This is a genomic window from Denitrificimonas caeni DSM 24390, assembly GCF_000421765.1.
Taxonomy (GTDB): domain Bacteria; phylum Pseudomonadota; class Gammaproteobacteria; order Pseudomonadales; family Pseudomonadaceae; genus Denitrificimonas; species Denitrificimonas caeni.
Genome location: NZ_ATXQ01000005.1, coordinates 179,926 through 200,303, shown reverse-complemented (window position 1 = coordinate 200,303; position 20,378 = coordinate 179,926). Strand labels below are relative to the sequence as shown.

The window sequence follows — 20,378 nt, the reverse complement described above, 5'->3', positions numbered from 1 at the left end:
GTTTTGCGCTTGAAGCAATACAGGGTGAATTGAGTTAACTCATCTCGCTTGGCGCCGTTGAGCGTGAGTTAGACAGCAGCGTAATTATGTCTGCGCGCGATTTTATGCAAGCGTATGCCCAGCATTACCGCTGCGCAACTGAGACCGACAATCAAACCTTGCCACAAGCCTGCAGGACCTTGCGCTACGCCGAACTTATCCGACAGTCCCAGTAAGTAGCCGATCGGCAAGCCTACGCCCCAGTAGGAAAACAAAGTGATCAGCATGGTGATGCGGGTGTCTTGATAACCGCGTAAGGCACCGGCGGCTGTCACTTGAATGGCATCAGAGAACTGGAAAATAGCGGAATAAATAATCAATGAGGTGGCAACGGCTAGCACTGCTGCATCGGCGGTGTAAATTCGCGCAATCTGTTCGCGCAATAAAAACATGTAGCTGGCTGATACACAGGCGCAGATCAAACCCGTTGCCATGGCTACACCGGCAGAAAAGCGTGCATCGCGTGGACGGTTAGCCCCCAGAGCTTGGCCAACCCGTACGGTGGTCGCCATTGCCAGCGAGTAGGGAATCATAAAGACTAAGGAGCTAAAATTCAGCGCAATTTGGTGGCCCGCGACCACATTGGCGCCTAAGCCACCAATCAACAGCGCGATCACTGAAAATAAACTGGCTTCGGCAAAAATTGAAATACCAATAGGTAAGCCCAGTGCCAATAAGCTTTTTTGCGCAGACCATTCTGGCCATTGGAAGCGCGCAAAAATCTGACTGAATTTATAATGAGGTGCCCAATGTACCCAGACAAACATGGCAATCATCATAAACACCATGACCAGTCCGGTGGCCCAGCCACAGCCGACGCCACCCATAGCTGGCAGGCCTAAGTGGCCATTGATGAAAATATAGTTGAGCGGAATGTTTAACAGCAGTCCTAAAATACCGATGACCATACTGGGACGAGTTAAACCTAAGGCATCGCTATAACAGCGAAAAACTAAGTACACAGCGACAGCGGGAAAACCACAGGCCACCGCGCGCAAGTAGCCCATTGCCGGGGTAATCAGAATCGGATCAACACCCATCAACTCCATCAATGGTTGTGCATTCCAGAGCAGCACGCCAAGTCCGCAGCCCAGAGCAAAGCCCAGCCATAAAGCTTGTCGGACTAAATAACCGGTTTCCAACTCAGCACCGCGACCGAAAGCATGCGATACCTTAGCGGTGGTGGCGATTAAAATACCGCTCATCAGCAGGAAAATAGGCACCCAAACCGAGTTGCCTAAGGCGACGGCAGCAAGATCATTGGGGCTGACACGGCCTGCCATTACCGTATCGACAAAGCCCATTGCGGTATTGGCTAGCTGACCAATAATGATAGGTACCGCCAGTTTGAGCAAGGCACGCCATTCGATGGTGACACGTTGGTAGCGAGAAACAGTAGACATAAAAACAGCCTGAAATAAAGCCTATACAGCAGAAGGTGTTGGGCAGAGTGAAGTACAAGGTGATGCTTGGGCGGTAGTGTTAAACACGCTGGCAGCGCGTATAGTTTACGCTGTTGTGATGATCGTTAGGTAGCTATCATTAACTTAGACAGCTGCCGAACAGTTTAAGACTAAAACGCAAAAGAGGATTCACAGGTGCGGATACTGGCTGATGAGAACATTCCTATGCTTGAGGTGTTTGCGCGCCATGGGCAATTGCGCCGCGTTGCCGGCCGCAGTTTAGACCGTGCCGTGTTGGCCGATGCCGAGGTATTGTTGGTGCGCTCGGTCACGCAAGTCGACCAAGCGTTACTGGCAGGCTCACAGGTTAAGTTTGTCGGCACCTGTACCATTGGTACCGATCATTTGGATCTGCAGTATTTGACTGAGCAAGGGATTGGCTGGGCCAGTGCACCCGGTTGTAATGCTCGTGGTGTAGTGGATTATGTGCTCGGTGCTTTACTGACCCTGGCTGAGCGCGATGGCGTCGATCTGTCTAAGCGCTGTTACGGCGTAGTGGGTGCAGGGCAGGTGGGGCAGCGCTTGGTGCAGGTGTTACGTGGTTTGGGCTGGCAGGTTTTAGTCTGCGATCCGCCGAGGCAGCAGGCCGAAGGCGGCGATTATGTTGATTTAGCTACTGTCCTGAAACGCTGTGATGTGATCAGCCTGCATACGCCGTTAACTAAACAGGGCGAGCATCCAACCTTTCATTTGCTGGGAGCTGAGCAGTTGCAAAGCTTGCAGCAGGACAGTTGGTTGATCAATGCCAGTCGCGGCGGTGTGGTGGATAATCAAGCGTTAAAGCAGCTTTTAACGCAACGCCATGATGTGCGTGTGGCACTGGATGTTTGGGAGGGTGAGCCGCAGGTGGATGCTGAATTGGCACAGCGTTGTGATATTGCTAGCGCACACATTGCCGGTTACAGCCTTGACGGTAAAATTCGTGGCACTAGTCAAATTTATCAAGCGTTTTGCCAGCACTTTGCCTTGGCCGATAGCGCTGCGATTGAGTTTCCAGCACAAACCTTATTAGCCATGGAGCTTGCGGCGCATACCCCAGTTGAGGAGGCGCTGCGCGTCATCTGCCGCGCGGTCTATGATCCACGCAGTGATGATGCTGCCTTTCGTTTAAGTCTGCAGGGTGACGCACTGACGCGTCGTGCCGCCTTTGATCAAGTGCGCAAAAACTATCCAGTACGCCGTGAAATCCCTGATCTACAGGTGCGGGTTAATCAGCCCGCGGTTGAGTTGCAGCAGATGCTGCAGGCGCTTGGCATTGCTCAGTAAATTGGATTAAAGCAACACAGGCGCTTGCAATAGCCTGTGTTGCTTAATTTAGAAAGGCCAGATCGATCTGTCGAACGATTACGACAAAATATGCCCGACATGCAGCAGTTTCATGGTGTTGGTGCCGCCGACGGTGTGGTAACTGTCGCCTTTGGTGAGGATGACCCAGTCACCTGTTTCAACAATGCCGCGCTTCACTAACTCTTCCACTGCTGCTTGACTGACGGTGCTGTTAGCAATTGCACTCGGGTCAAAAGGTATGGTGTAGACACCGCGAAACAGCGCCACCCGCGCTTGAGTTTGTGGTGAAGAGGTAAAGGCGTAGATAGGCATTGGTGAGCGAATGCGCGACATGACTAAGGGCGTGTAACCGCTTTCAGTCAGGGCAATAATGGCCTTAACCCCAGGGAAGTGATTGGCGGTGTACATCGCCGCTAAGGCGATACTTTCATCCCAGCGCTCAAATTGTTGGCCGATGCGGTGACCGGAGCGACGCATAATGGGGTTTTTTTCTGCACCCAAGCACACCCGCGCCATCGCCGCGACCGCTTGCACGGGGTATTCACCCGCCGCCGTTTCTGCCGAGAGCATCACCGCATCGGTGTAGTCCAAAGCGGCGTTAGCTACATCGGATACTTCAGCGCGAGTCGGCATGGGGCTGTGGATCATGGATTCCATCATTTGCGTTGCAGTAATCACCGCTTTATTTTGCTTGCGTGCGGCAGCGATGATTTTCTTTTGAATACCGACCAGTTCCGCATCACCAATTTCTACCGCTAAGTCACCACGCGCGACCATCACTGCATCGCTGGCGCTGATCAAACCATCGAGGGCTTCATCGTTCATTACCGCTTCAGCGCGTTCAATTTTTGCCACCAGCCAGGAGTTGCACTGCGCTTCTTGGCATAAACGCCGAGCCAGATGCATATCGGCCGCATCCCGTGGGAAAGAAACGGCTAGATAATCCAGGTCCAACTCAGCGGCTAAACGAATATCTTGCTTGTCTTTTTCAGTCAGTGCTGGAGCGGTTAAGCCGCCGCCACGCCGGTTAATGCCTTTGTGATCTGACAATGGACCGCCGACCAATACCAGGCAATGCAAGGCATCCGCAGAAACACGCTCGACTTGCATAACGATGCGGCCGTCATCTAAGAGCAGTTCATCGCCAACTCTGCAGTCAGTGACCAAGTCAGGGTAATCAATGCACACCACTTGCTGATTACCGGCATCACGAGGATGGGTAATCGAGAAGCAAAATGGGTCGCCAGCTTGTAATTCAATTTTTTTGTCAATAAAGCGGGCGATGCGGATTTTTGGCCCTTGTAAGTCGCCCAGTAGTGCAACATGGCAATTGAGGCGCGCGGCGATTTCACGAATCAGTACTGCGCGGGCGCGGTGCTCATCAGCATTGCCGTGAGAAAAGTTTAAGCGAGCCACATCCATGCCTGCCAGAATCAACTGCTCAAGCACTTCTGGTGAGCTGCTGGCTGGACCAATGGTGGCAACGATTTTAGTACGACGCAAAGACATGCTTGAATTTCCTGTGCAGGGAGCCAAATTGGGAGGCTGGTAAAAACGTGCTGCCTTTGTCGACTCAGGCAGCAAGTGCTTAAAGCTTACTGCGCGGGACGTGGCGGTTTGATGACAAGTAAGTCAGTTTGTACCGCTTCGAGAACACGCTCAGCCGTATTACCGATTAAGGCATTTTCTAAGTTGCCACGGGACACCGCACCCATCACCAATAAATCGATGCCGCGCTCCTGAACAAAAGCAGGAATGCTTTCTTCTGGGAAGCCTTCGAGCAAGTGGCGGTTGGCTTTTTCTACGGGGTAATTGACCATCAGTTTTTCAAACGCATCACGGTGCTGTTTGGCGCTGCGCTCAACGTATTGATCGTAAGCGGCAACCAGCTCTGAGTCGAATACCATGGTGCGTGGCAGTGGTGCATAACTGTGCATGTAGTCCGCTTGCATGCCTAAAGTTTTTGCCAGATGCGCCGTCGACTCAACTAATAAGTGATCAAGTACCGCTTCAGTGTCGGCGCTGTGCACAGGGTCAAGCGCGGCGCAAATACGTTCGGCTTTCCATTCACCTTTGCGCACTAACCATAAGGGTACTGGGCATTGGCGAATCAGCTGCCAAGAGGTGTTATTGAAAAATAAGCGCTGCAGCAAGCTGTGAGTGGTGGCATCACGGAAGACTAAATCAGGTTTTAGCTCATCAATGCGTTGTAACACCATGCTGTGCAAGGGCTTGCCCCAGCGCACTTCAGTGGTAACAGTCAGGCCGTCGTCACGCAGTGGTTGCGCTAACTTATCCAGCCAGATACTGAGATTATTGAGCAGTGATTCACGGGCTTTTTGCTGCGCTGGGCCATCAAAGAAGAAGCCACCATCAAGGGCTGAATTGTATTCGCAGATCAGCAATTCAACGGCTGATTGAGAACGCTTGGCGACCCACGCCGCGCGCTCCAGTGATGGTTGTGAATCCTTAGAGGTTGGATCAATAACCACTAAAAGCTGATTCAATTGCATGGCGAAGCTCCTTAATCGATAAGCGCACAACAAGTTTTTAGCGGCCAATTTCAAGGCTGCTGAGATTGTTTAAGACTAGCCTAATTACAGACCTATAGAAACGTCTCAGATCAAGTATAGCGAGTTTTCTTGGCTTTTGTGCGCCACCTTTGATGCTGTCTAGCTAGCATGTTAGAGGCTTTTAAAGGTTTGAAATGGCTTGCTCATTGAACCTTTAGTATTGGCCAGCTTTTTTAATCGCCAAATAATGACTGACCAGTTGTGCGGTCAATTGACTTGGGCGCGCATCGAGTAAATGAATGCCTTGGCTGGAGAGTTTTTGCTGATGGCGCTGGCGGGCATTGAGGTATTCGATACCAGCACAGTAGAGTTGTGCTTGTTGCAAGTTGTCAGCGGGTTGCTGGCGCAGATCATCTAACACTTCTTCACGTAAACTGACCAGTAAGGTACGGTGTTTCTTTTTCAAACGCTGCATTGCCACCAGTAAGTCGCTGTCGGCTTCATCGGCGATGTTGCTGATGACGATCACCAGCGCTCGACGTTTTTGTTTGTGCAGCAATTGCTCAACGGCTGCACTGTAGTCGGCGCTGCTTTGGCTGGGATGAATATCGTAAAGGGTGTTGAGTAAGGCGCTCATCTGTGTGCGACCTTTGCCGGGTTTGAGATGCCGCTCAGTCCCAGCAAAGGTTTGTACGCCCACTGCATCTCCTTGACGTAGCGCTGTGTGCGCCAGTAATAAACAAGCATTTAAGGCATGATCGAGGTGACTGAGCGCGCTGTCTTGACTGCGCATATGCCGCCCGCAATCGAGGAGAAAAATAATCTGCTGGTCGCGTTCGTCTTGAAACTCACGCGCAATGGGGATGCGCTGACGCGCAGTGGCTTTCCAGTCAATGTGTTTGAAATTATCGCCTTCGCGAAACTCGCGTAACTGATGAAACTCCATACCCGTGCCGCGGCGTTGCTGTTGTTGCACGCCCAGTTGTTTGAGCCAATGTTCAGTGGCTTGTAATTGGCCACTTTGAATTCGAGTGAAGTCTGGATAGACCCGCACAAGACTAGGTTGAGCTAAAAAACGCTGCGCTGACCAGAGCCGCATGGGGCTTGGCAATCTGATGCTGCAGCCCGGAATCTGAAAGGCACCGCGGCGCAGTGGCTTGATTGTATAGTCTGTTTGACTGACGCAGTTGGCTTTGAGTCGCACCGAGTAGGGCAGTGACGTGCAGGCAAAGCTGTCGGGAATATGATCAAAATACTTCAAGGTCAGTGCACTTGAGCCTTTATGGCTAAAGCGCAACGTCACGCTATAACTGTGCTGTAAGGATAAACCACTTGGCACTTCTCGCTGCAACTGCGGAGAGGGCTGTTGCTGCACACGCCACGCATCAATGATGGCGAATAACAGTAAGCACAACGAGGCTGCGATCAGCAAGCTATCAAGCAGCGCTGGCACAGACCAACCTAAGGCATGCGCTGTGCCGGAGATGATTGCCAGTAACAAAAGGCTGCCGACACTGCGCAGTAGCCAAACTGAAGGTGTAATCCTCATAAGCGTGGCACAGGTACTTGATCAAGAAGTTGTTGTAAAACTTGCTCAACCTGCAAGCCTTCAATTTCCAGTTCTGCAGATAAATGCACACGATGACGTAGCACGTTCAGAGCGCTACGTTTGATGTCATCAGGGGTGACAAACGCATTGCCATTAAGTAGCGCTGCAGCACGGGCGTAACGGATTAAATCAATTGAAGCACGTGGGCCTGCGCCACTGGTTAAGCCTGGCCATTGCCGCGTCATCCGCACTAAGCGCACGGCGTAATTGAGCACACTGTCATCCACGGCAATAGCGCTGGCGATTTTTTGCATCGCCTGCAGATCACGCGCATGCAACAGCGTACGCAGTGGTGTGCTGTCGAGCATGTCGGCACGGGCAGAGCGCGTCACTTCACGTACCAGCTGTTGTTCGTGTGATTCTTCTGGATAGCTCATGTGCAACTTGACCATAAAGCGATCCAGTTCGGCTTCAGGCAGCGGGTAAGTGCCTTCTTGTTCAATCGGGTTCTGCGTCGCCAGCACCATAAAGGGTTGCGGCACTTCTAATGAACGGCCTTCGAGGGTGATGCTGCGTTCTTGCATGACCTCCAGTAAAGCGGCTTGGGTTTTAGCTGGGGCACGGTTGATTTCATCGGCAAGCAGCAGGTTAGTAAAGGCAGGACCCTTGCGTAATTTAAATTGTTCGCTTTGTAGGTCGTAGATGGCGTGTCCGGTGATATCGCTGGGCATCAAATCCGGGGTGAATTGGATGCGGTTAAATTGTCCGGCAAAGCATTGCGCTAAGGCGCGTACCAGCAAGGTTTTACCTAAGCCAGGTACACCCTCAATCAACACATGACCGGAAGCAATTAAGCTGCACAGTACGCCTTCAATCACAGCACTTTGGCCAATCAAAGCTTTTTCTAATTCAGCACGTACAGCGCGAAGTAAGCGGCTGGCGCGGATGCGTTGCTGCTCGGCTTTATCGGTTGTGACTGGCGCTGCGCTGGCAGTCTCGGCTGCTTGGCTAGAGTCGCTTGACGGCGTTTTTGCGCTGTTTTCAGCAGAGCTTGGCGCTGTAGCATCGAGCGTCAATTCAAGATCAGTAGGGCTTTGGCTCATAGTGAGTTCCTTAATTGTTGCAGGCGTTTGACCTGTTGGGTAAAGGCCTGGGCAGAGAGTTTTTTAGCTAAGGGCGGGCGCATGCTTTGTGCAATCAATGAGATTGGTTGTCGGCTCAATTGCTGCAGAACTTGCCATTGCTCACTGACCGCTAAACGGGAAAAGTTGGCATAGCGCTGCTGGGCACGTTGTTGAATGTCTTTCTGTAAACCAATCAGTAGACTGCGCTGGCCGTTATAGCGCAGGTTAAATAATGCGGCGGCGTGTAAGTGCTCAGTCAGTTGGCGTCGCGAATGATTGTGTGGGGTTAGCTGCGGACCAAAACGTAAAGCACTAGCCCAAGCACCGAGTAGCAGTAGAGCAATGAGGAGTACGCAGGCAATAGCAAAGTACTGCCACAATAAGCCGAATAAACCTTGCTGCTTAGGCGGGTTAAATAGCGCCACTTCGCTGTCTTGACTCAAATACCAGAGCAGCCAAGCATTGTCGTAAGCATCAATGTTCTTTTGTTGCCACAGACGGAAATCAGTCAGTACCGTCACTAGGCCTTGGCCTTGGCCGTGGGTGAGTTGCAGTAAGTGGGTGGCCGCTTCGCTGTTGGCCCAAGCATGGGCGCGATTATCGCTATCGGATAAATGGTAGCGGTTGTCCAGTTCAAGATAAGCCGGTGATTGTTCGTTTTCCAGATACAGGCGCGTGAGTGAACTGAGCGGCTCGAAGGTGCATGCCGTGTCGCTGCTGTCCTCTTGCTCGAGCATGGCAAGGCTATCGTCGTCTTCCTCAATCAGTTCGTCATCCACTGCTTGCTCATCTAAGTCACTGCTGAGGTATTTTTGAATACCTAATGTCATCAGCAAAGACTCAGCATCTTGCTCGATTTTCTCGTGTTGAGCGCTAATGACTAAGTGCCCCCCTTGTGCAACCCAGTTCAGTAACGCTGTTTGTTGACTGTCGATGAGACTGGCATCATTGCTTAGGATAATTAGCGTGCGCTGCTCGGCAGGTGCGCTCATGACAGTCACTAAACTATCAGCGCTGGAGACGTTAATGCCTTGCTCGCGCAAAAAATACTGCATGGCTAAATAAGGATTGCTGCGCGCTTCTGGGCTTGGGCCAAGATCAATACGCTCCTCGTAAAAAGTGATTTTTTGACTGAGCCAAACACCCAGCGCAATTAGCACGACAGCGGTAATAATGACCAGTAGATAGCGTTGCAGAATACTTTTAATCATCTGCATTCTCCTGGGATTGTAACTGCTGCCATTGCTCACACAGGGCAATAAATTGTGCGTGCGCAGGTAAGCGGTGACCCCAAGCGAGGTTTTGCCAGTGAACGGTCAGTTGTGTGCTGTAAAGTTGTAGCGGTTGGGCAAGATGACGGGCCATCACCAATACTTCACCTTCAGTATGAGCATCGGTTAAAGGTAAACCGTGCTTATCTAACAGATGATTGAGTAAGCCGCGATACAGTAAACTTAAAGCCCCGCGTGGGTCGCTGGTCCAGAGTTTCTCTGCTTGCGCCAACCAATCCTTAGCGAGACTGTCGCTACTGACTTCAAGGCCAAATAAGGTTTGCAGCGGTGCTCGCTGGCGTTGTCTATTGGGCAGCAGTTTCTGACTAAAAGTGCGCAGCCATTCGCGGTAGCGCCAGAGCAGATAAGCGCTGATTAAAATAAAGCCGCTCCAGAGCAGAATTTGCACAATAAAAGAGGCACCTTCCAGTAGGCGTTTTAACCAAGTAGGCAGCTTGAACGATGGCTCTTTTTGAGGCTGTGCCTCGCTCGGCTCACCAAAGCGCCAGTTTTGGATAACCTTGTGATTATTAAAGGGCGGTTGCTCTAAAAGTTGGCTAATACTCTGCTGCGCTTGCTCACTGTTGAGCATTTGTTTTAACAGTCGAGGATCTGTTGGTCCTAATTCATCAGCGTTGTGCTCGGAGGGATAGGCTGCAATGGGCTGTGCCCATACTGGTTCTGCTATGGGCAGTAGAACGCAGCCGAGTACTAATAATACAACCGCGCCGCGCTGCAAACGTCGTGCAAGATTACGAAAGACCAACTCAACATCCCAGGCTTCCAATTCGGTGCGACGATTAAGGTAAAGGGTAAAGCCGCAGGCAACATAAATTGGCTCCCAAATCACCAGTGCGAGTACATACAGTGTATTGCTTAAATGCTCAGCCCAGAGCCAATCATGCTGAGTGCTTTCTAGCAGTTTTTGCCAACTCCAATCGGTCTGTAATTGTGCTGGGATCAATAGATAGAGCAGTGCCAGCATGCCGATCCAAAGTGCCATTTCAATGTGCAAACCAATCACCGTAAGCCAAGTGGGGGCACTGGTGTATTGTTTGCCAAGAGTGAGCATGCGCTGTTGGCGGGCACTGCCGGCGAGACCTTCGAGTTGCTGTACAGGCATGTTGAAGCTGCGGGTTAAACTCAAGCGCCGCCACGTCAAACTGGCCAGTAACTGTGGCTTAAGTAGCTTGGGAAAAGCTTTTAAACTTTCTACGACACCAGGCGTATCAGCAAACAGCGCGCGCGATAAAATATGCAGAGGTAAGCGTTCAAAGGCAGGCTTTAACCACCAAATAATTAGAGCGACTGCGGTTGGGTGCTGCCAAAGCAGCAGGCTGAGTAGAGCAAACAAGGGTAGGGTGACAAGTGCCCAAGTGCCCATCAGTAATCCTGCATGGCGGCGCGCCAAGAGGATGCCAAGATCCATTGCTTCCCAGGTATTACGCGGGCGCAGCACTGCTTGAGCTTTACTGAGGTGCATAGCGACCTCGTCCTGAATAGCTTAAATAAAACAACACCAGCGCCCAGAGTGCAGCACCGACAGTGACTTTAGTGGTCACTGATAAGCTGCTGCTGGATGACCAGTAGGCTTCAATAAAGGCTGCAATGAATAAGAAAATAATAGCGCCGCCGAGCAGGCGAATACTGATCTTTGCTGCATCACGTAAAGCATTCGCGCGAGTTAAGCGCCCAGGTGCAATCAGCGCCGAGCCCAGTTTTAAACCCGCAGCACCGGCCAGCACAATGGCCGTCAGCTCAAAGGCACCGTGACCTATGACAAAAGACCAAAATGTTTCGTGGTAACCAATGCGAGTTAAATGCCCAGCTACCGCACCAATATGTAAGCCATTAAATAACAGGAAAAACAAACTGCCGAGACCAAACAATAAGCCACTGGCAAAGGTTTGAAAGGCAATGCCGATATTATTCATAATATAAAAACCAAACATCACCCAGTCATCTTGATGATCACGTGCGCTCATTGGGCCAATGATGCGATTGGCTGGGTCATACATGTTTTCCATGCTGGCAACCTGATTGGCACTCATCAGGCTGTAAATCAAATCTGGAAACCACACCGTGAGCAGCGCCATTAAGGTTAAGCTGCCAAAAAATAATGCGCTCGCCACTGCCACGCTGCGCCATTGCGCACGGACTGTTGCGGGAAAACCAACCACCACAAAGCCGATTAATTGTTGTAATGCTGGGCTTTTGTGACGATAAAACTGTTGATGGCCTTGCAGTGCCAGTTGCTGCAGCTCCTCAATCAGCGGGTAGCTGTAACCGCGCTGCTTAGCTAGAGCTAAGTGCTGACAAATCCCGCGATAGTCTTGAGCAAAATGTTGCACCGCTTGTAGCTGCGGCTGACCCTTACGCAGTGCTTGCACGTTCTCAGCGAAAGCTTGCCATTTGCCTTGGTGCAGTTGTTCAAAGTCCGTTTGCTTCATACTTGTCCCAAAATTGACCGCGCTATCGCGTGCACACCCGGCACTGCTTGGCTTGGCGCAATATGTAAAGTCGGTGCAATAATTGTGGCCAGTTCTTCTTGACGCTGGCTGGAAAGTTGCTGGTGGCGCTCGGCAAAGTCGAGTAGCGCGCGTTGCTCATCAAGGGTTAATAGCACGGATGCAGGGCGGGCTGGCACTTCTGGGAGTGCGCCGCGCTGCGGTGCCTGAGCTTGATACACCACTAAAGTGCCAGCGGCTAAATCGCCTAAACGCTGGAAGCGCGAACTGTTGATCATGCTGAGGATGCCCAGGCAATAGGCGAACGGTAATAAGTCTACAAAACGCAGCAGATTGCGGGTCAGCGAGGCTGGCCAGCCAACTGGTGTGCCGTCACTGTGAATGACCTGCAAACCCAGCAGTTGTTTACCAGGTGAGCGGCCTTGATTAAGCACCTCAAAAAACACCATGTACCACCATAGCAATAAAAAGGTGCTAATCGATGCGAGCCCAGCGCCCAGCTTACCCATATACAACCAGGCGATGCCGGTTAAAATAAGAATCACACTGCGAATTAAAGCATCAATGGCAAACGCCAAAAAGCGCACCGGTAATCCAGCAGGACGTAGGGGGAGGTCAATGCCTTCAGGCGTCTCTAAATAGACTTGGGTGTCTAGAAGAGCGCCGGGTGCTAAAGGCGCGCTGGTTAAGTTTGCGTTCAAAATAGGCCAGTAAGAAAAATTAAAAAGCGATCATAGTACAAAACGCTAGCGCAGAAATAGAAAACTAAACCGACGTTATCTTGTTTAATGACTATAGTGGTTGCTAGCAAACAAGCATTAATGCTGTACACCTAAATAAACAGCTGCAGTGAAACCTCTAGCGGCTGAAGGCTGGAACACTACCCATTCAGTGATTGGCCTGCAAGCGTGAGGCTGCAGAAGTGTGGGTTATATAGGTGTTTTTAAAACATATTTTAGAATAAAAGAGGCTTAATCAGTGACTGCCAGTATTTTTTGGTACGACTTTGAAACCACCGGTATTCAAGCACACAGTGATCGTGCCATTCAGGTGGCTGGGATACGCACAAATGAGCAGCTTGAGGAAATCGGTGAGCCGCTCAATATATATTGCAAGTTGTCGGATGATATTTTGCCGCACCCGATATCCAGTTTAGTCACCGGTATTATGCCGCAGACTTTGCAAGAACAGGGTTTAAGTGAGATTGAGTTCATTGAGCGTTTACATGAGCAGTTAATTGTGCCGCAAACCTGTACTGCAGGATTTAATAATCTACGCTTTGACGATGAGATGACCCGCGCCACTTTGTATCGTAACTTTTATGATCCCTATGCGCGCGAATGGCAGGGCGGCAACAGTCGCTGGGATTTGATTGATGTGTTGCGTTGCACTTGGGCGTTACGTCCGCAGGGAATTAACTGGCCTGAGCATGAAGGGCGAGTCAGCTTTAAGCTTGAGCGCTTTACTGAAGCCAATCAGATTGAACATGGCCAAGCCCACGATGCGTTAGCCGATGTGCGCGCTACCATTGCTGTTGCACGTTTGTTACGTGACCGTCAGCCTAAGCTGTTTGACTATTTATATGGGCTGCGGCGCAAAGATGCAGTGCAGGCGCGTATTCGTTTGATGCAGCCGATGCTGCATGTCTCAAGTAAGTTTTCCGTGGAGCGTCATTGTTTAGCGCCAGTCTTACCTTTGGCGTGGCACCCAACCAACCGTAACGCTTTAATCGTCTATGATTTGCATGCGGATGTAACACCTTTGCTGGAGTGTGATGCGCAAACCTTGAAGTCGCGCCTGTATACCCGTCATAGCGATTTAGCTGAGGGTGAAGTGCCGGTGGGGCTAAAACTTATTCATATCAATAAAAGCCCAGTGATCGCGCCGTTAAGTGTCTTGCGCGATGAAGACACTCAGCGCTTAGCCTTTGATCATGACTTACTGCAGCGTAATTATCAGTTGCTCAGTGATAGCTGTGCTGACTGGCAAGATAAACTTGCCGAGGTTTATCAAGAGACGCGAGAGTTTGCCGAGCAAGATGTTGAGCAGCAGCTGTACAGTGGTTTTTTAAGTCCGCGCGACCGCCAGTTGAGTAATAAGCTGCGTTTAGCCGAGCCCGAGCAGTTACAGCCTGAGCGCTGGCCATTTGATGATGCGCGTTTGCTGGAATTACTGTTTAGATACCGTGCGCGACATTACCCAGACTCTCTGAGTGCCGCTGAACAGCAGCAGTGGACAGTCTTTTGTCGTGCGCGCTTAAGCGGAGAGCAACTGGGGGCGCCGCTAACAATCAGTGACTACATGACAGCTTACGCAGAACTTAGTGAAGCAGAGCAAGCGCATCCTGCTGTACAGGCATGGCGCAGTTATGTGCAGGCATTGCAACAGCGCTATCAGTTGTCATGACTGGGTTTGTTTTAAGGTGGCTCTAACTCTAATCAAAAAAGCCCCATAAACAGAGTTTGTGGGGCTTTTTATTTATCCTGCTTTAAAGCAGGATATTACTCTAGCTGAACTGAACTAAAGTTTTAGTCGAGTAAAGTTACCCAAGACTCAACAGTGTCGCCGCCCCACTTAGCTTTCCACTCTTTTAGAACTTTGTGGTTGCCGCCTTTAGTTTCGATGACTTCACCGGTATGTGGGTTGTTGTACTGCTTCATTTTGCGTGGGCTGCGTGTACGTGTGCTAGTTGTCTTAGTTACGCCGCGCGCTGCTTGTGGATCAAGAATCAAAGTAATATCGCGAAGTGATTTGCTATATTCGCTCATCAAAATGCGTAATTTTTCTTCAAATTCGAGTTCTTTCTTTAACTTGCTGTCTTGTGACAGGCTAGCTAGACGCTCTTCAAGTTCTTTAATACGTTCTTTGGTTTCGCGAAATTCATTAATCAATGACATGGAAGAATCCTCTAGTAAATGTTGATGTGTAGATTAAGGATTGTCGAGCGTGTCCGTAAGTCACCAGTGATCTAGTGAAACTCTATAAAACTCCAAGTTTCTCAGTAATGGCGATGAGCTCATTTGAGATCCCTTAATATGCGTTGAATGATAGGCGTATCTAGCGCTTATGTAAAGAATATTAATTATAAAAGTATAATGAATTTTGTAATATATGTGAGTAAATGTGTAAATCTATATTTTCATTATTTAAATATTCAATGTTTACGATAGGTAAAATTAATAGCTGATCATGCTAAGGGTTTGTTTGTTGCAAGGTATTGAGAGTTATAACCATTATTTTAGTGTGGAGTAATAAAAGAGATGCTGGGGTTTGCTGTTAGAGCTCGCTGAGATGAAGGATGGGCATTCGTTTGCTGACGCAGCTGTCTGGGAGCGGTAGAATGCTGAGTATTGTTTTTATTAATTGATTTTTTGGCTTTGTGGAGTTTTGCATGCGCACGTTTCGCCTCATTATTGCTTGCCCAGACCGTGTCGGTATTGTTGCTAAAGTCAGTAATTTTCTAGCTACTTATAATGGTTGGATTCATCAGGCGAGCCATCACTCGGATGAACACAGCGGTTGGTTCTTCATGCGTCATGAAATTCGTGCAGAATCTTTGCCGTTTGATTTGGATGGTTTCAAGCAGGCGTTTACACCGATCGCCAATGAGTTTTCGATGACGTGGCAGGTGACTGACTCTGATGTCAAAAAACGCGTGGTGTTAATGGCCAGTCGCGAATCCCATTGTTTGGCGGATTTATTGCACCGCTGGCACCGCAATGAGCTGGATTGTGAGATCCCTTGCGTAATTGCCAATCATGATGATTTGCGCAGTATGGTCGAATGGCATGGCATTCCTTTTTATCATGTGCCAGTCGATCCACAAGATAAAGAGCCTGCTTTTGCTGAAGTCAGCCGTTTGATTGATGAGCATGCTGCCGACTGCGTGGTACTTGCTCGCTATATGCAGATTTTACCGCCTGATTTATGTGAGAAGTACCATGGTCGGGTGATTAATATTCACCATAGTTTCTTACCTTCGTTTATCGGCGCTAAACCTTACCATCAGGCGGCTTTACGCGGCGTTAAGCTGATTGGTGCAACCTGTCACTATGTCACTCAGGATTTAGATGCAGGTCCGATTATCGAGCAAGACGTGGTGCGCGTCAGTCATCGCGACAGCATTGAAGATATGGTGCGTAACGGTAAAGACGTAGAGAAAATGGCGCTGGCGCGAGGTTTACGCTATCACCTACAGGACCGTGTGCTGATTCATGATAATAAAACCGTCGTGTTTGATTAATCGCTGCGAATTGCTAAGGGCTGCTTGTTTGTAGCACTTTGCGTTTAGCAGTAACGTGGATGGAGTGACGCTATGAGCAGTGATGACGATGAGCAACAGCCTATCCTGCAAGCGACTGTGCAGCCGTTAGCAAAAGTTGGCGAGGGCTGTTTGAGTCGTTTTGATCCTGATGCTTTAAATGAGCAGCAAGGTGCTGATTTTTCTGCTGCCGAAACATTTCGCCAGCAACTGCAGGTCGAGCACGGTACTGAGCCGGTTAAAAAATAAAACAACAACTTTTAAATAGTGCGTGGCGCACGCGATGCAGCCCGTATGCCCAATTGGAGAACAAAGACATGACGCAAGCTGATCAACTAGTGCTAGGGGCGGATAAGCAAGGTTTGCCGATTGGCCATCTCTTACGTTTTGCTAACCGACATGGTTTGATTGCTGGCGCCACCGGTACTGGTAAAACGGTCACCATGCAGCGTTTGGCTGAAGCCTTCAGTGATGCTGGTGTGCCTGTGTTTGCTGCCGATATTAAAGGTGATTTCTGTGGAATTGCTGCGGCGGGTGAGCCTAAAGGCAAAATTGCCGAGCGCATTGCTTCAATGCCTTGGCTTGCACATACGCCGCAAGCTTATCCCGTCTCGATGTGGGATGTGTACGGCGAAACAGGGCATCCACTGCGTACCACTATCAGCGATATGGGGCCTTTGTTACTCGGCAACTTATTGGAGTTGACTGACAGCCAGCAAGCTATTTTATATCTGGCTTTTCAAGTGGCGGATCGTGAAGGCTTGCTGCTGCTGGATTTAAAAGACTTAAAAGCCATGCTCAACCATTTGCGCGATCAGCCCGACGCACTCGGTGTTGATCGGGCTTTATATACAGCGCAATCGGCCAATGCTTTGCAGCGCAAACTATCGATGCTCGAGCAGCAGGGCGGTGAGATGCTGTTTGGCGAGCCAGCGCTGCAATTGGAAGACATTTTACGTGTTGATCGTGATGGTCGTGGACGTATTCATATGCTCGATGCCAGCCGCTTGGTGCATCAAGCGCCACGCGTGTATGCAACCTTTCTACTCTGGTTGCTGGCTGAGTTGTTTGAGCAGTTACCTGAGCGCGGTGATGCTGATAAACCTATCTTGGCGTTGTTTTTTGATGAGGCACACTTGCTGTTTAAAGGTACGCCGCAAGCCTTGCGCGATCGTTTGGAGCAGGTCGTACGCTTGATTCGCTCAAAAGGCGTGGGGGTGTTTTTTGTAACTCAGTCACCGGCTGACTTGCCCGATGCCGTGCTGGCACAGTTGGGTATGCGTATCCAGCATGGTTTGCGCGCTTTTACTGCTAAAGAACAGAAGTCGTTAAGAGCAGTGGCTGATGGTTTTCGACCCAATCCTGCGATTGATACCTTAAAAGTGTTAACTGAATTAGGTATTGGTGAAGCCCTGTACGGTGGTTTGGAGGCGAAAGGTACGCCTTCGATGGTGCGTCGCGTGTCAATTGCGCCACCACAATCACGGGTCGGGCCGTTAGATGATGCTGAGCGTGCAAGCTTGGTCAGTTGCTCGCCTTTACTCGGCTATTATGAAAAGGCATTTGATCGTATTTCGGCGTATGAGATGCTTGCAGAACGTGCTGAAAAACAAGCGCAAAGCGCACCAGAGGTGCCTGTGGCTAAGTCGAAAAAAGCTGCAGCGAACAGTGCCAATGGCGGCGTGGCTGATGTTTTGGGTGGTATCGCAGGGCAAGTATATAAAAGCACTGTGCGTCAAGCGGTCAATCAGATCAGTCGGCAGATTCTGCGCGGTATTCTTGGTTCGTTGACCGGTAAGCGTTAGAGGTTGTTTGCAGATGTTTGCTTGGGAGCGCGGGCGGCTCGCCCGCAATGCTCGCTTTGCTTGCTTACCAACCGAGTGATGCGCTTCGGGGTAAGTGTTAATCCGTCGATGAGCCTATCCAGGGTTTAACTCTGGCGCTACGCCATCCTAGGCTGCGCTTATCACACCTACTCCGAAGTACTCGTTGATCATCTATGTTGTCAGCACTATTGCAGGGTTGGTCATTCAAGTAATAATTGAAATTCACAGGCTGGCAAAGGGCTGACTTTAAATAAGTAGTGCGGCCTAAATACTTATCTAAGCATTTGCTTGATGGCTTCTTCTTCTTGAATCAATACTTGTTGGCGAGCGTCAATGCGTGCAGCCAGTGGGTAGTTGTTGCTGGCGCGACGCTTAGCGTAATCGAGTTGCTCAATGGCTTGGGTGTAATCGCCTACACGAGAGAAAAACTCCGCGCGAGCTTCATGCAAGCCAATAATATTGTTGGAAAGACCGCGCACTTCAGCGACTTCAAACCAGATGTCAGGATCATTGGGGCGCTGTTTTAATATAAGGTTGATGGTTTTTTCCGCGCCGGCAATATCATTTTGCTTGAGTTGAATTTCATATTTAGCGCTCATCAGCGGGAAATTATTCGGGTAGCTTTGCAGTAAACCCTCCACGCGCCTACTGGCTTGGGAAAACTGGCTGCTACTGATTTCTAAATCGACCGCTGCTAGATTATAAATAATACTCTTTGGGCTTTTCTTCAGTAGTGGCTCTAACTGGCTACGCGCTTCTTCCAGTTGATTGGCGCGAATTAACGCCAAGACTAACCCGTAACGTGCCGACTCCAGTTGTGGATCATCCACAAGTTGACTGCGAAAACGTTTCAAAGCTAAGCCAGATGTGTCTTCAAAAGTCAGTTGTAAGCGCGCGCGAATCAGTTGGTAATACAGGCTGTCAACCACGCCTTGACCGTCGTTATATTGCTCAGCGCGGTTACGCGTATCGGCAATCCGAGACTCGGAAACAGGGTGAGTCAGTAAAAACTCAGGCGGCATGCGGTCGTAGCGATATTGGCGCATCAGACGTTCAAACATGCTAGGCATCGCGCGCGGATCAAAGCCAGCTTTGGACAGATTGACTAAGCCGATGCGGTCAGCTTCTTGCTCGTTCTGCCTAGAAAAACGTCGTTGTTCTTGAATGGCTGCGGCCTGCGTTGAAGCAAGTGCGGCCATACCTAGATCGCCACCGCCGGCAGCGGCGGCGATCACGCCTGCCAGCATTGCTGCCATTAACGGAATTTGCATGCGTTTTTGTGCTTCTAAGCCGCGGGCAAAGTGACGCTGCGATAAGTGCGCTAACTCATGCGCCAGTACCGAGGCGTATTCCGCTTCAGTTTGTGCATGTAAAAACAGACCGCCGTTGATACCAATAATGCCGCCAGGTGCGGCGAAGGCATTGAGTTGTGGGCTGGCCAGTAGAATAAATTCTAGACGGCGATCATTGAGTTGGCTCGTTTCCGCTAAGCGATACACGCTGCGTTCGACATAGTCTTTAAGCAGAGGGTCTTCAAGTTGGCGCACCTGACCGCGTAAAATACTCAACCAAGCACGTCCCAGTTGATGCTCTTGCTCAGGCGAAACAATAGATGAACTGGAGTCGCCGAGCGAAGGCAAGTCGTCGGCCAAGGCAGGTTGCGCCAATAGACAGGCCAGAACTAATAGAGCGGGGCGGAAAAACGGCATGGCACTCTCTTTACGAATTTAACGATCGTATACGCTACAATGCGCGCAAACTCTGGGCAAGGCTAGCAATTGAAATTGCATGAACTTACTTAGACTATGGGGATGCTTAAGTGTTCTTTAAAGAGGGTGTGGTTGAATGAATAAAACAGTGCGGCAACATGATGTGGAAGTGGATGCGCAAGGCTTAGCCTGTCCGATGCCATTGTTGAAGGCCAAATTGGCACTCAATAGCATGCCCATCGGCTCGGTATTAAAAGTGCTGGCCACTGATGCAGGATCACAGCGTGATTTTCGTTCCTTTGCGCGCTTGGCGGGTCACAGCCTGCTGGATGAAACAGTAGAGCAGGCTGTGTTTACTTATTGGTTGCGTAAAGACTGCTGATTGCGCTTTCTTCAGGCTAGGAGTCCGCTGACAAAGCTTGCGCGGCGCTCAGCACTTCGGCAGCGTGGCCAGCAACTTTAACTTTGCGCCATTCGTTACGTAAAACGCCCGCGCCATCAATTAAGAAAGTGCTGCGCTCAATGCCCATGTGTTCTTTGCCATAGAGTTTTTTTAATTTAATCACATCGAACTGTTTGCACAGGGTTTCTTCAGGATCGCTGATCAGTTCAAAGGGAAAACTGTGTTTGGCTTTAAAGTTTTCATGGGTGCGCATACTGTCGCGAGAGACACCAAACACTAGAGTGTTTGCTGCCGCAAATTGCTCATGTAAGTCGCGGAAATCTTGACTTTCAGTGGTGCAGCCTGGGGTGTTGTCTTTCGGGTAAAAATACAACACTACATTTTTCCCTGCTAAGTCCGCGAGTTGTACTTTTTTTTCGCTGGTTGCTTGGGCAGTGAAGTTCTCAATAGGTTGGTTCAGCATAG

18 protein-coding genes are annotated in these 20,378 nt (G+C 50.0%); 6 read left to right on the top strand and 12 right to left on the bottom strand.

The features are described from left to right. Positions 1–68 precede the first annotated feature (68 nt). A complete protein-coding gene (locus H591_RS0109440) occupies positions 69–1,442 on the bottom strand; it encodes an MATE family efflux transporter (protein WP_022966705.1) in 1,374 nt (457 codons plus the stop codon). A gap of 195 nt (positions 1,443–1,637) precedes the next feature. On the opposite strand from H591_RS0109440, the gene pdxB reads away from it, so the two are divergent. Next, complete coding sequence (pdxB, locus tag H591_RS0109435; protein ID WP_022966704.1) at positions 1,638–2,768, top strand: 4-phosphoerythronate dehydrogenase PdxB; 1,131 nt, start codon at positions 1,638–1,640, stop codon at positions 2,766–2,768. A gap of 78 nt (positions 2,769–2,846) precedes the next feature. On the opposite strand, the gene pyk is transcribed toward pdxB, so the two are convergent. The 8 genes from pyk to H591_RS0109395 all read right to left on the bottom strand — a co-directional run bounded on the left by pyk (position 2,847) and on the right by H591_RS0109395 (position 12,415). Next, positions 2,847–4,298 (bottom strand): pyruvate kinase, encoded by a 1,452-nt coding sequence (gene pyk / locus H591_RS0109430; RefSeq protein ID WP_022966703.1) that lies wholly within the window; start codon positions 4,296–4,298, stop codon positions 2,847–2,849. An 86-nt stretch (positions 4,299–4,384) separates the two neighbouring features. Then, a complete protein-coding gene (locus tag H591_RS0109425; protein WP_022966702.1) occupies positions 4,385–5,302 on the bottom strand; it encodes a universal stress protein in 918 nt (305 codons plus the stop codon). A gap of 214 nt (positions 5,303–5,516) precedes the next feature. Continuing rightward, entirely contained in the window at positions 5,517–6,845 is a 1,329-nt protein-coding gene (locus tag H591_RS0109420) for a DUF58 domain-containing protein (protein ID WP_028244327.1), read from the bottom strand. A gap of 2 nt (positions 6,846–6,847) precedes the next feature. Next, positions 6,848–7,954, bottom strand: coding sequence for an AAA family ATPase (locus tag H591_RS0109415; protein ID WP_022966700.1), 1,107 nt, complete (start codon positions 7,952–7,954; stop codon positions 6,848–6,850). After that, positions 7,951–9,186, bottom strand: coding sequence for a DUF4350 domain-containing protein (locus H591_RS0109410; RefSeq protein ID WP_022966699.1), 1,236 nt, complete (start codon positions 9,184–9,186; stop codon positions 7,951–7,953). The genes H591_RS0109415 and H591_RS0109410 overlap by 4 nt, the downstream gene beginning before the upstream one ends. Continuing rightward, positions 9,179–10,729 (bottom strand): hypothetical protein, encoded by a 1,551-nt coding sequence (locus H591_RS0109405; protein ID WP_022966698.1) that lies wholly within the window; start codon positions 10,727–10,729, stop codon positions 9,179–9,181. Before H591_RS0109405 ends, H591_RS0109410 begins: the two co-directional genes overlap by 8 nt. Then, on the bottom strand, positions 10,716–11,696 hold the full coding sequence (locus H591_RS0109400) for a stage II sporulation protein M (protein ID WP_022966697.1): 981 nt from the start codon (positions 11,694–11,696) through the stop codon (positions 10,716–10,718). The genes H591_RS0109405 and H591_RS0109400 overlap by 14 nt, the downstream gene beginning before the upstream one ends. Continuing rightward, positions 11,693–12,415, bottom strand: coding sequence for an RDD family protein (locus tag H591_RS0109395; protein WP_022966696.1), 723 nt, complete (start codon positions 12,413–12,415; stop codon positions 11,693–11,695). The genes H591_RS0109400 and H591_RS0109395 overlap by 4 nt, the downstream gene beginning before the upstream one ends. Positions 12,416–12,692: 277 nt before the next feature. On the opposite strand from H591_RS0109395, the gene sbcB reads away from it, so the two are divergent. Further along, the gene (sbcB, locus tag H591_RS0109390; protein WP_022966695.1) at positions 12,693–14,120 is read left to right on the top strand and encodes an exodeoxyribonuclease I; all 1,428 of its coding nucleotides are present in this window, start codon (positions 12,693–12,695) and stop codon (positions 14,118–14,120) included. A gap of 122 nt (positions 14,121–14,242) precedes the next feature. On the opposite strand, the gene mvaT is transcribed toward sbcB, so the two are convergent. Further along, a complete protein-coding gene (gene mvaT / locus H591_RS0109385) occupies positions 14,243–14,611 on the bottom strand; it encodes a histone-like nucleoid-structuring protein MvaT (protein WP_022966694.1) in 369 nt (122 codons plus the stop codon). A 494-nt stretch (positions 14,612–15,105) separates the two neighbouring features. Here mvaT and purU point away from each other — a divergent pair, with 494 nt between their 5' ends. The 3 genes from purU to H591_RS0109370 all read left to right on the top strand — a co-directional run bounded on the left by purU (position 15,106) and on the right by H591_RS0109370 (position 17,780). Next, positions 15,106–15,957, top strand: coding sequence for a formyltetrahydrofolate deformylase (gene purU, locus H591_RS0109380; RefSeq protein ID WP_022966693.1), 852 nt, complete (start codon positions 15,106–15,108; stop codon positions 15,955–15,957). A gap of 72 nt (positions 15,958–16,029) precedes the next feature. Further along, positions 16,030–16,224, top strand: coding sequence for a hypothetical protein (locus H591_RS15150; RefSeq protein ID WP_022966692.1), 195 nt, complete (start codon positions 16,030–16,032; stop codon positions 16,222–16,224). Between the two features lie 68 nt (positions 16,225–16,292). Beyond that, positions 16,293–17,780 carry a helicase HerA-like domain-containing protein gene (locus tag H591_RS0109370; RefSeq protein WP_022966691.1) on the top strand — a complete coding sequence of 496 codons (1,488 nt, stop codon included), beginning with the start codon at positions 16,293–16,295 and terminating at the stop codon, positions 17,778–17,780. Between the two features lie 293 nt (positions 17,781–18,073). Here the strand turns inward: H591_RS0109370 and H591_RS0109365 are convergent, their stop codons facing one another. Continuing rightward, positions 18,074–19,510 (bottom strand): M48 family metallopeptidase, encoded by a 1,437-nt coding sequence (locus H591_RS0109365; RefSeq protein ID WP_028244324.1) that lies wholly within the window; start codon positions 19,508–19,510, stop codon positions 18,074–18,076. A 136-nt stretch (positions 19,511–19,646) separates the two neighbouring features. Between H591_RS0109365 and H591_RS0109360 the strand changes: the two genes are divergently transcribed. After that, positions 19,647–19,892, top strand: a complete 246-nt coding sequence (locus H591_RS0109360; protein ID WP_028244323.1) for a sulfurtransferase TusA family protein — start codon at positions 19,647–19,649, stop codon at positions 19,890–19,892. Positions 19,893–19,908: 16 nt separating this feature from the next. Here the strand turns inward: H591_RS0109360 and H591_RS0109355 are convergent, their stop codons facing one another. Next, positions 19,909–20,376 carry a peroxiredoxin gene (locus H591_RS0109355; RefSeq protein WP_022966690.1) on the bottom strand — a complete coding sequence of 156 codons (468 nt, stop codon included), beginning with the start codon at positions 20,374–20,376 and terminating at the stop codon, positions 19,909–19,911. Positions 20,377–20,378 lie beyond the last annotated feature (2 nt).

Coding starts and splice junctions, on each gene's coding strand:
- H591_RS0109440 (WP_022966705.1), bottom strand. CDS start 1,442: ATGTCTACTGTTTCTCGCTACCAACGTGTCACCATCGAATGGCGTGCC.
- pyk (WP_022966703.1), bottom strand. CDS start 4,298: ATGTCTTTGCGTCGTACTAAAATCGTTGCCACCATTGGTCCAGCCAGC.
- H591_RS0109425 (WP_022966702.1), bottom strand. CDS start 5,302: ATGCAATTGAATCAGCTTTTAGTGGTTATTGATCCAACCTCTAAGGAT.
- H591_RS0109415 (WP_022966700.1), bottom strand. CDS start 7,954: ATGAGCCAAAGCCCTACTGATCTTGAATTGACGCTCGATGCTACAGCG.
- H591_RS0109410 (WP_022966699.1), bottom strand. CDS start 9,186: ATGATTAAAAGTATTCTGCAACGCTATCTACTGGTCATTATTACCGCT.
- H591_RS0109405 (WP_022966698.1), bottom strand. CDS start 10,729: ATGCACCTCAGTAAAGCTCAAGCAGTGCTGCGCCCGCGTAATACCTGG.
- H591_RS0109400 (WP_022966697.1), bottom strand. CDS start 11,696: ATGAAGCAAACGGACTTTGAACAACTGCACCAAGGCAAATGGCAAGCT.
- mvaT (WP_022966694.1), bottom strand. CDS start 14,611: ATGTCATTGATTAATGAATTTCGCGAAACCAAAGAACGTATTAAAGAA.
- purU (WP_022966693.1), top strand. CDS start 15,106: ATGCGCACGTTTCGCCTCATTATTGCTTGCCCAGACCGTGTCGGTATT.
- H591_RS15150 (WP_022966692.1), top strand. CDS start 16,030: ATGAGCAGTGATGACGATGAGCAACAGCCTATCCTGCAAGCGACTGTG.
- H591_RS0109370 (WP_022966691.1), top strand. CDS start 16,293: ATGACGCAAGCTGATCAACTAGTGCTAGGGGCGGATAAGCAAGGTTTG.
- H591_RS0109365 (WP_028244324.1), bottom strand. CDS start 19,510: ATGCCGTTTTTCCGCCCCGCTCTATTAGTTCTGGCCTGTCTATTGGCG.
- H591_RS0109360 (WP_028244323.1), top strand. CDS start 19,647: ATGAATAAAACAGTGCGGCAACATGATGTGGAAGTGGATGCGCAAGGC.
- H591_RS0109355 (WP_022966690.1), bottom strand. CDS start 20,376: ATGCTGAACCAACCTATTGAGAACTTCACTGCCCAAGCAACCAGCGAA.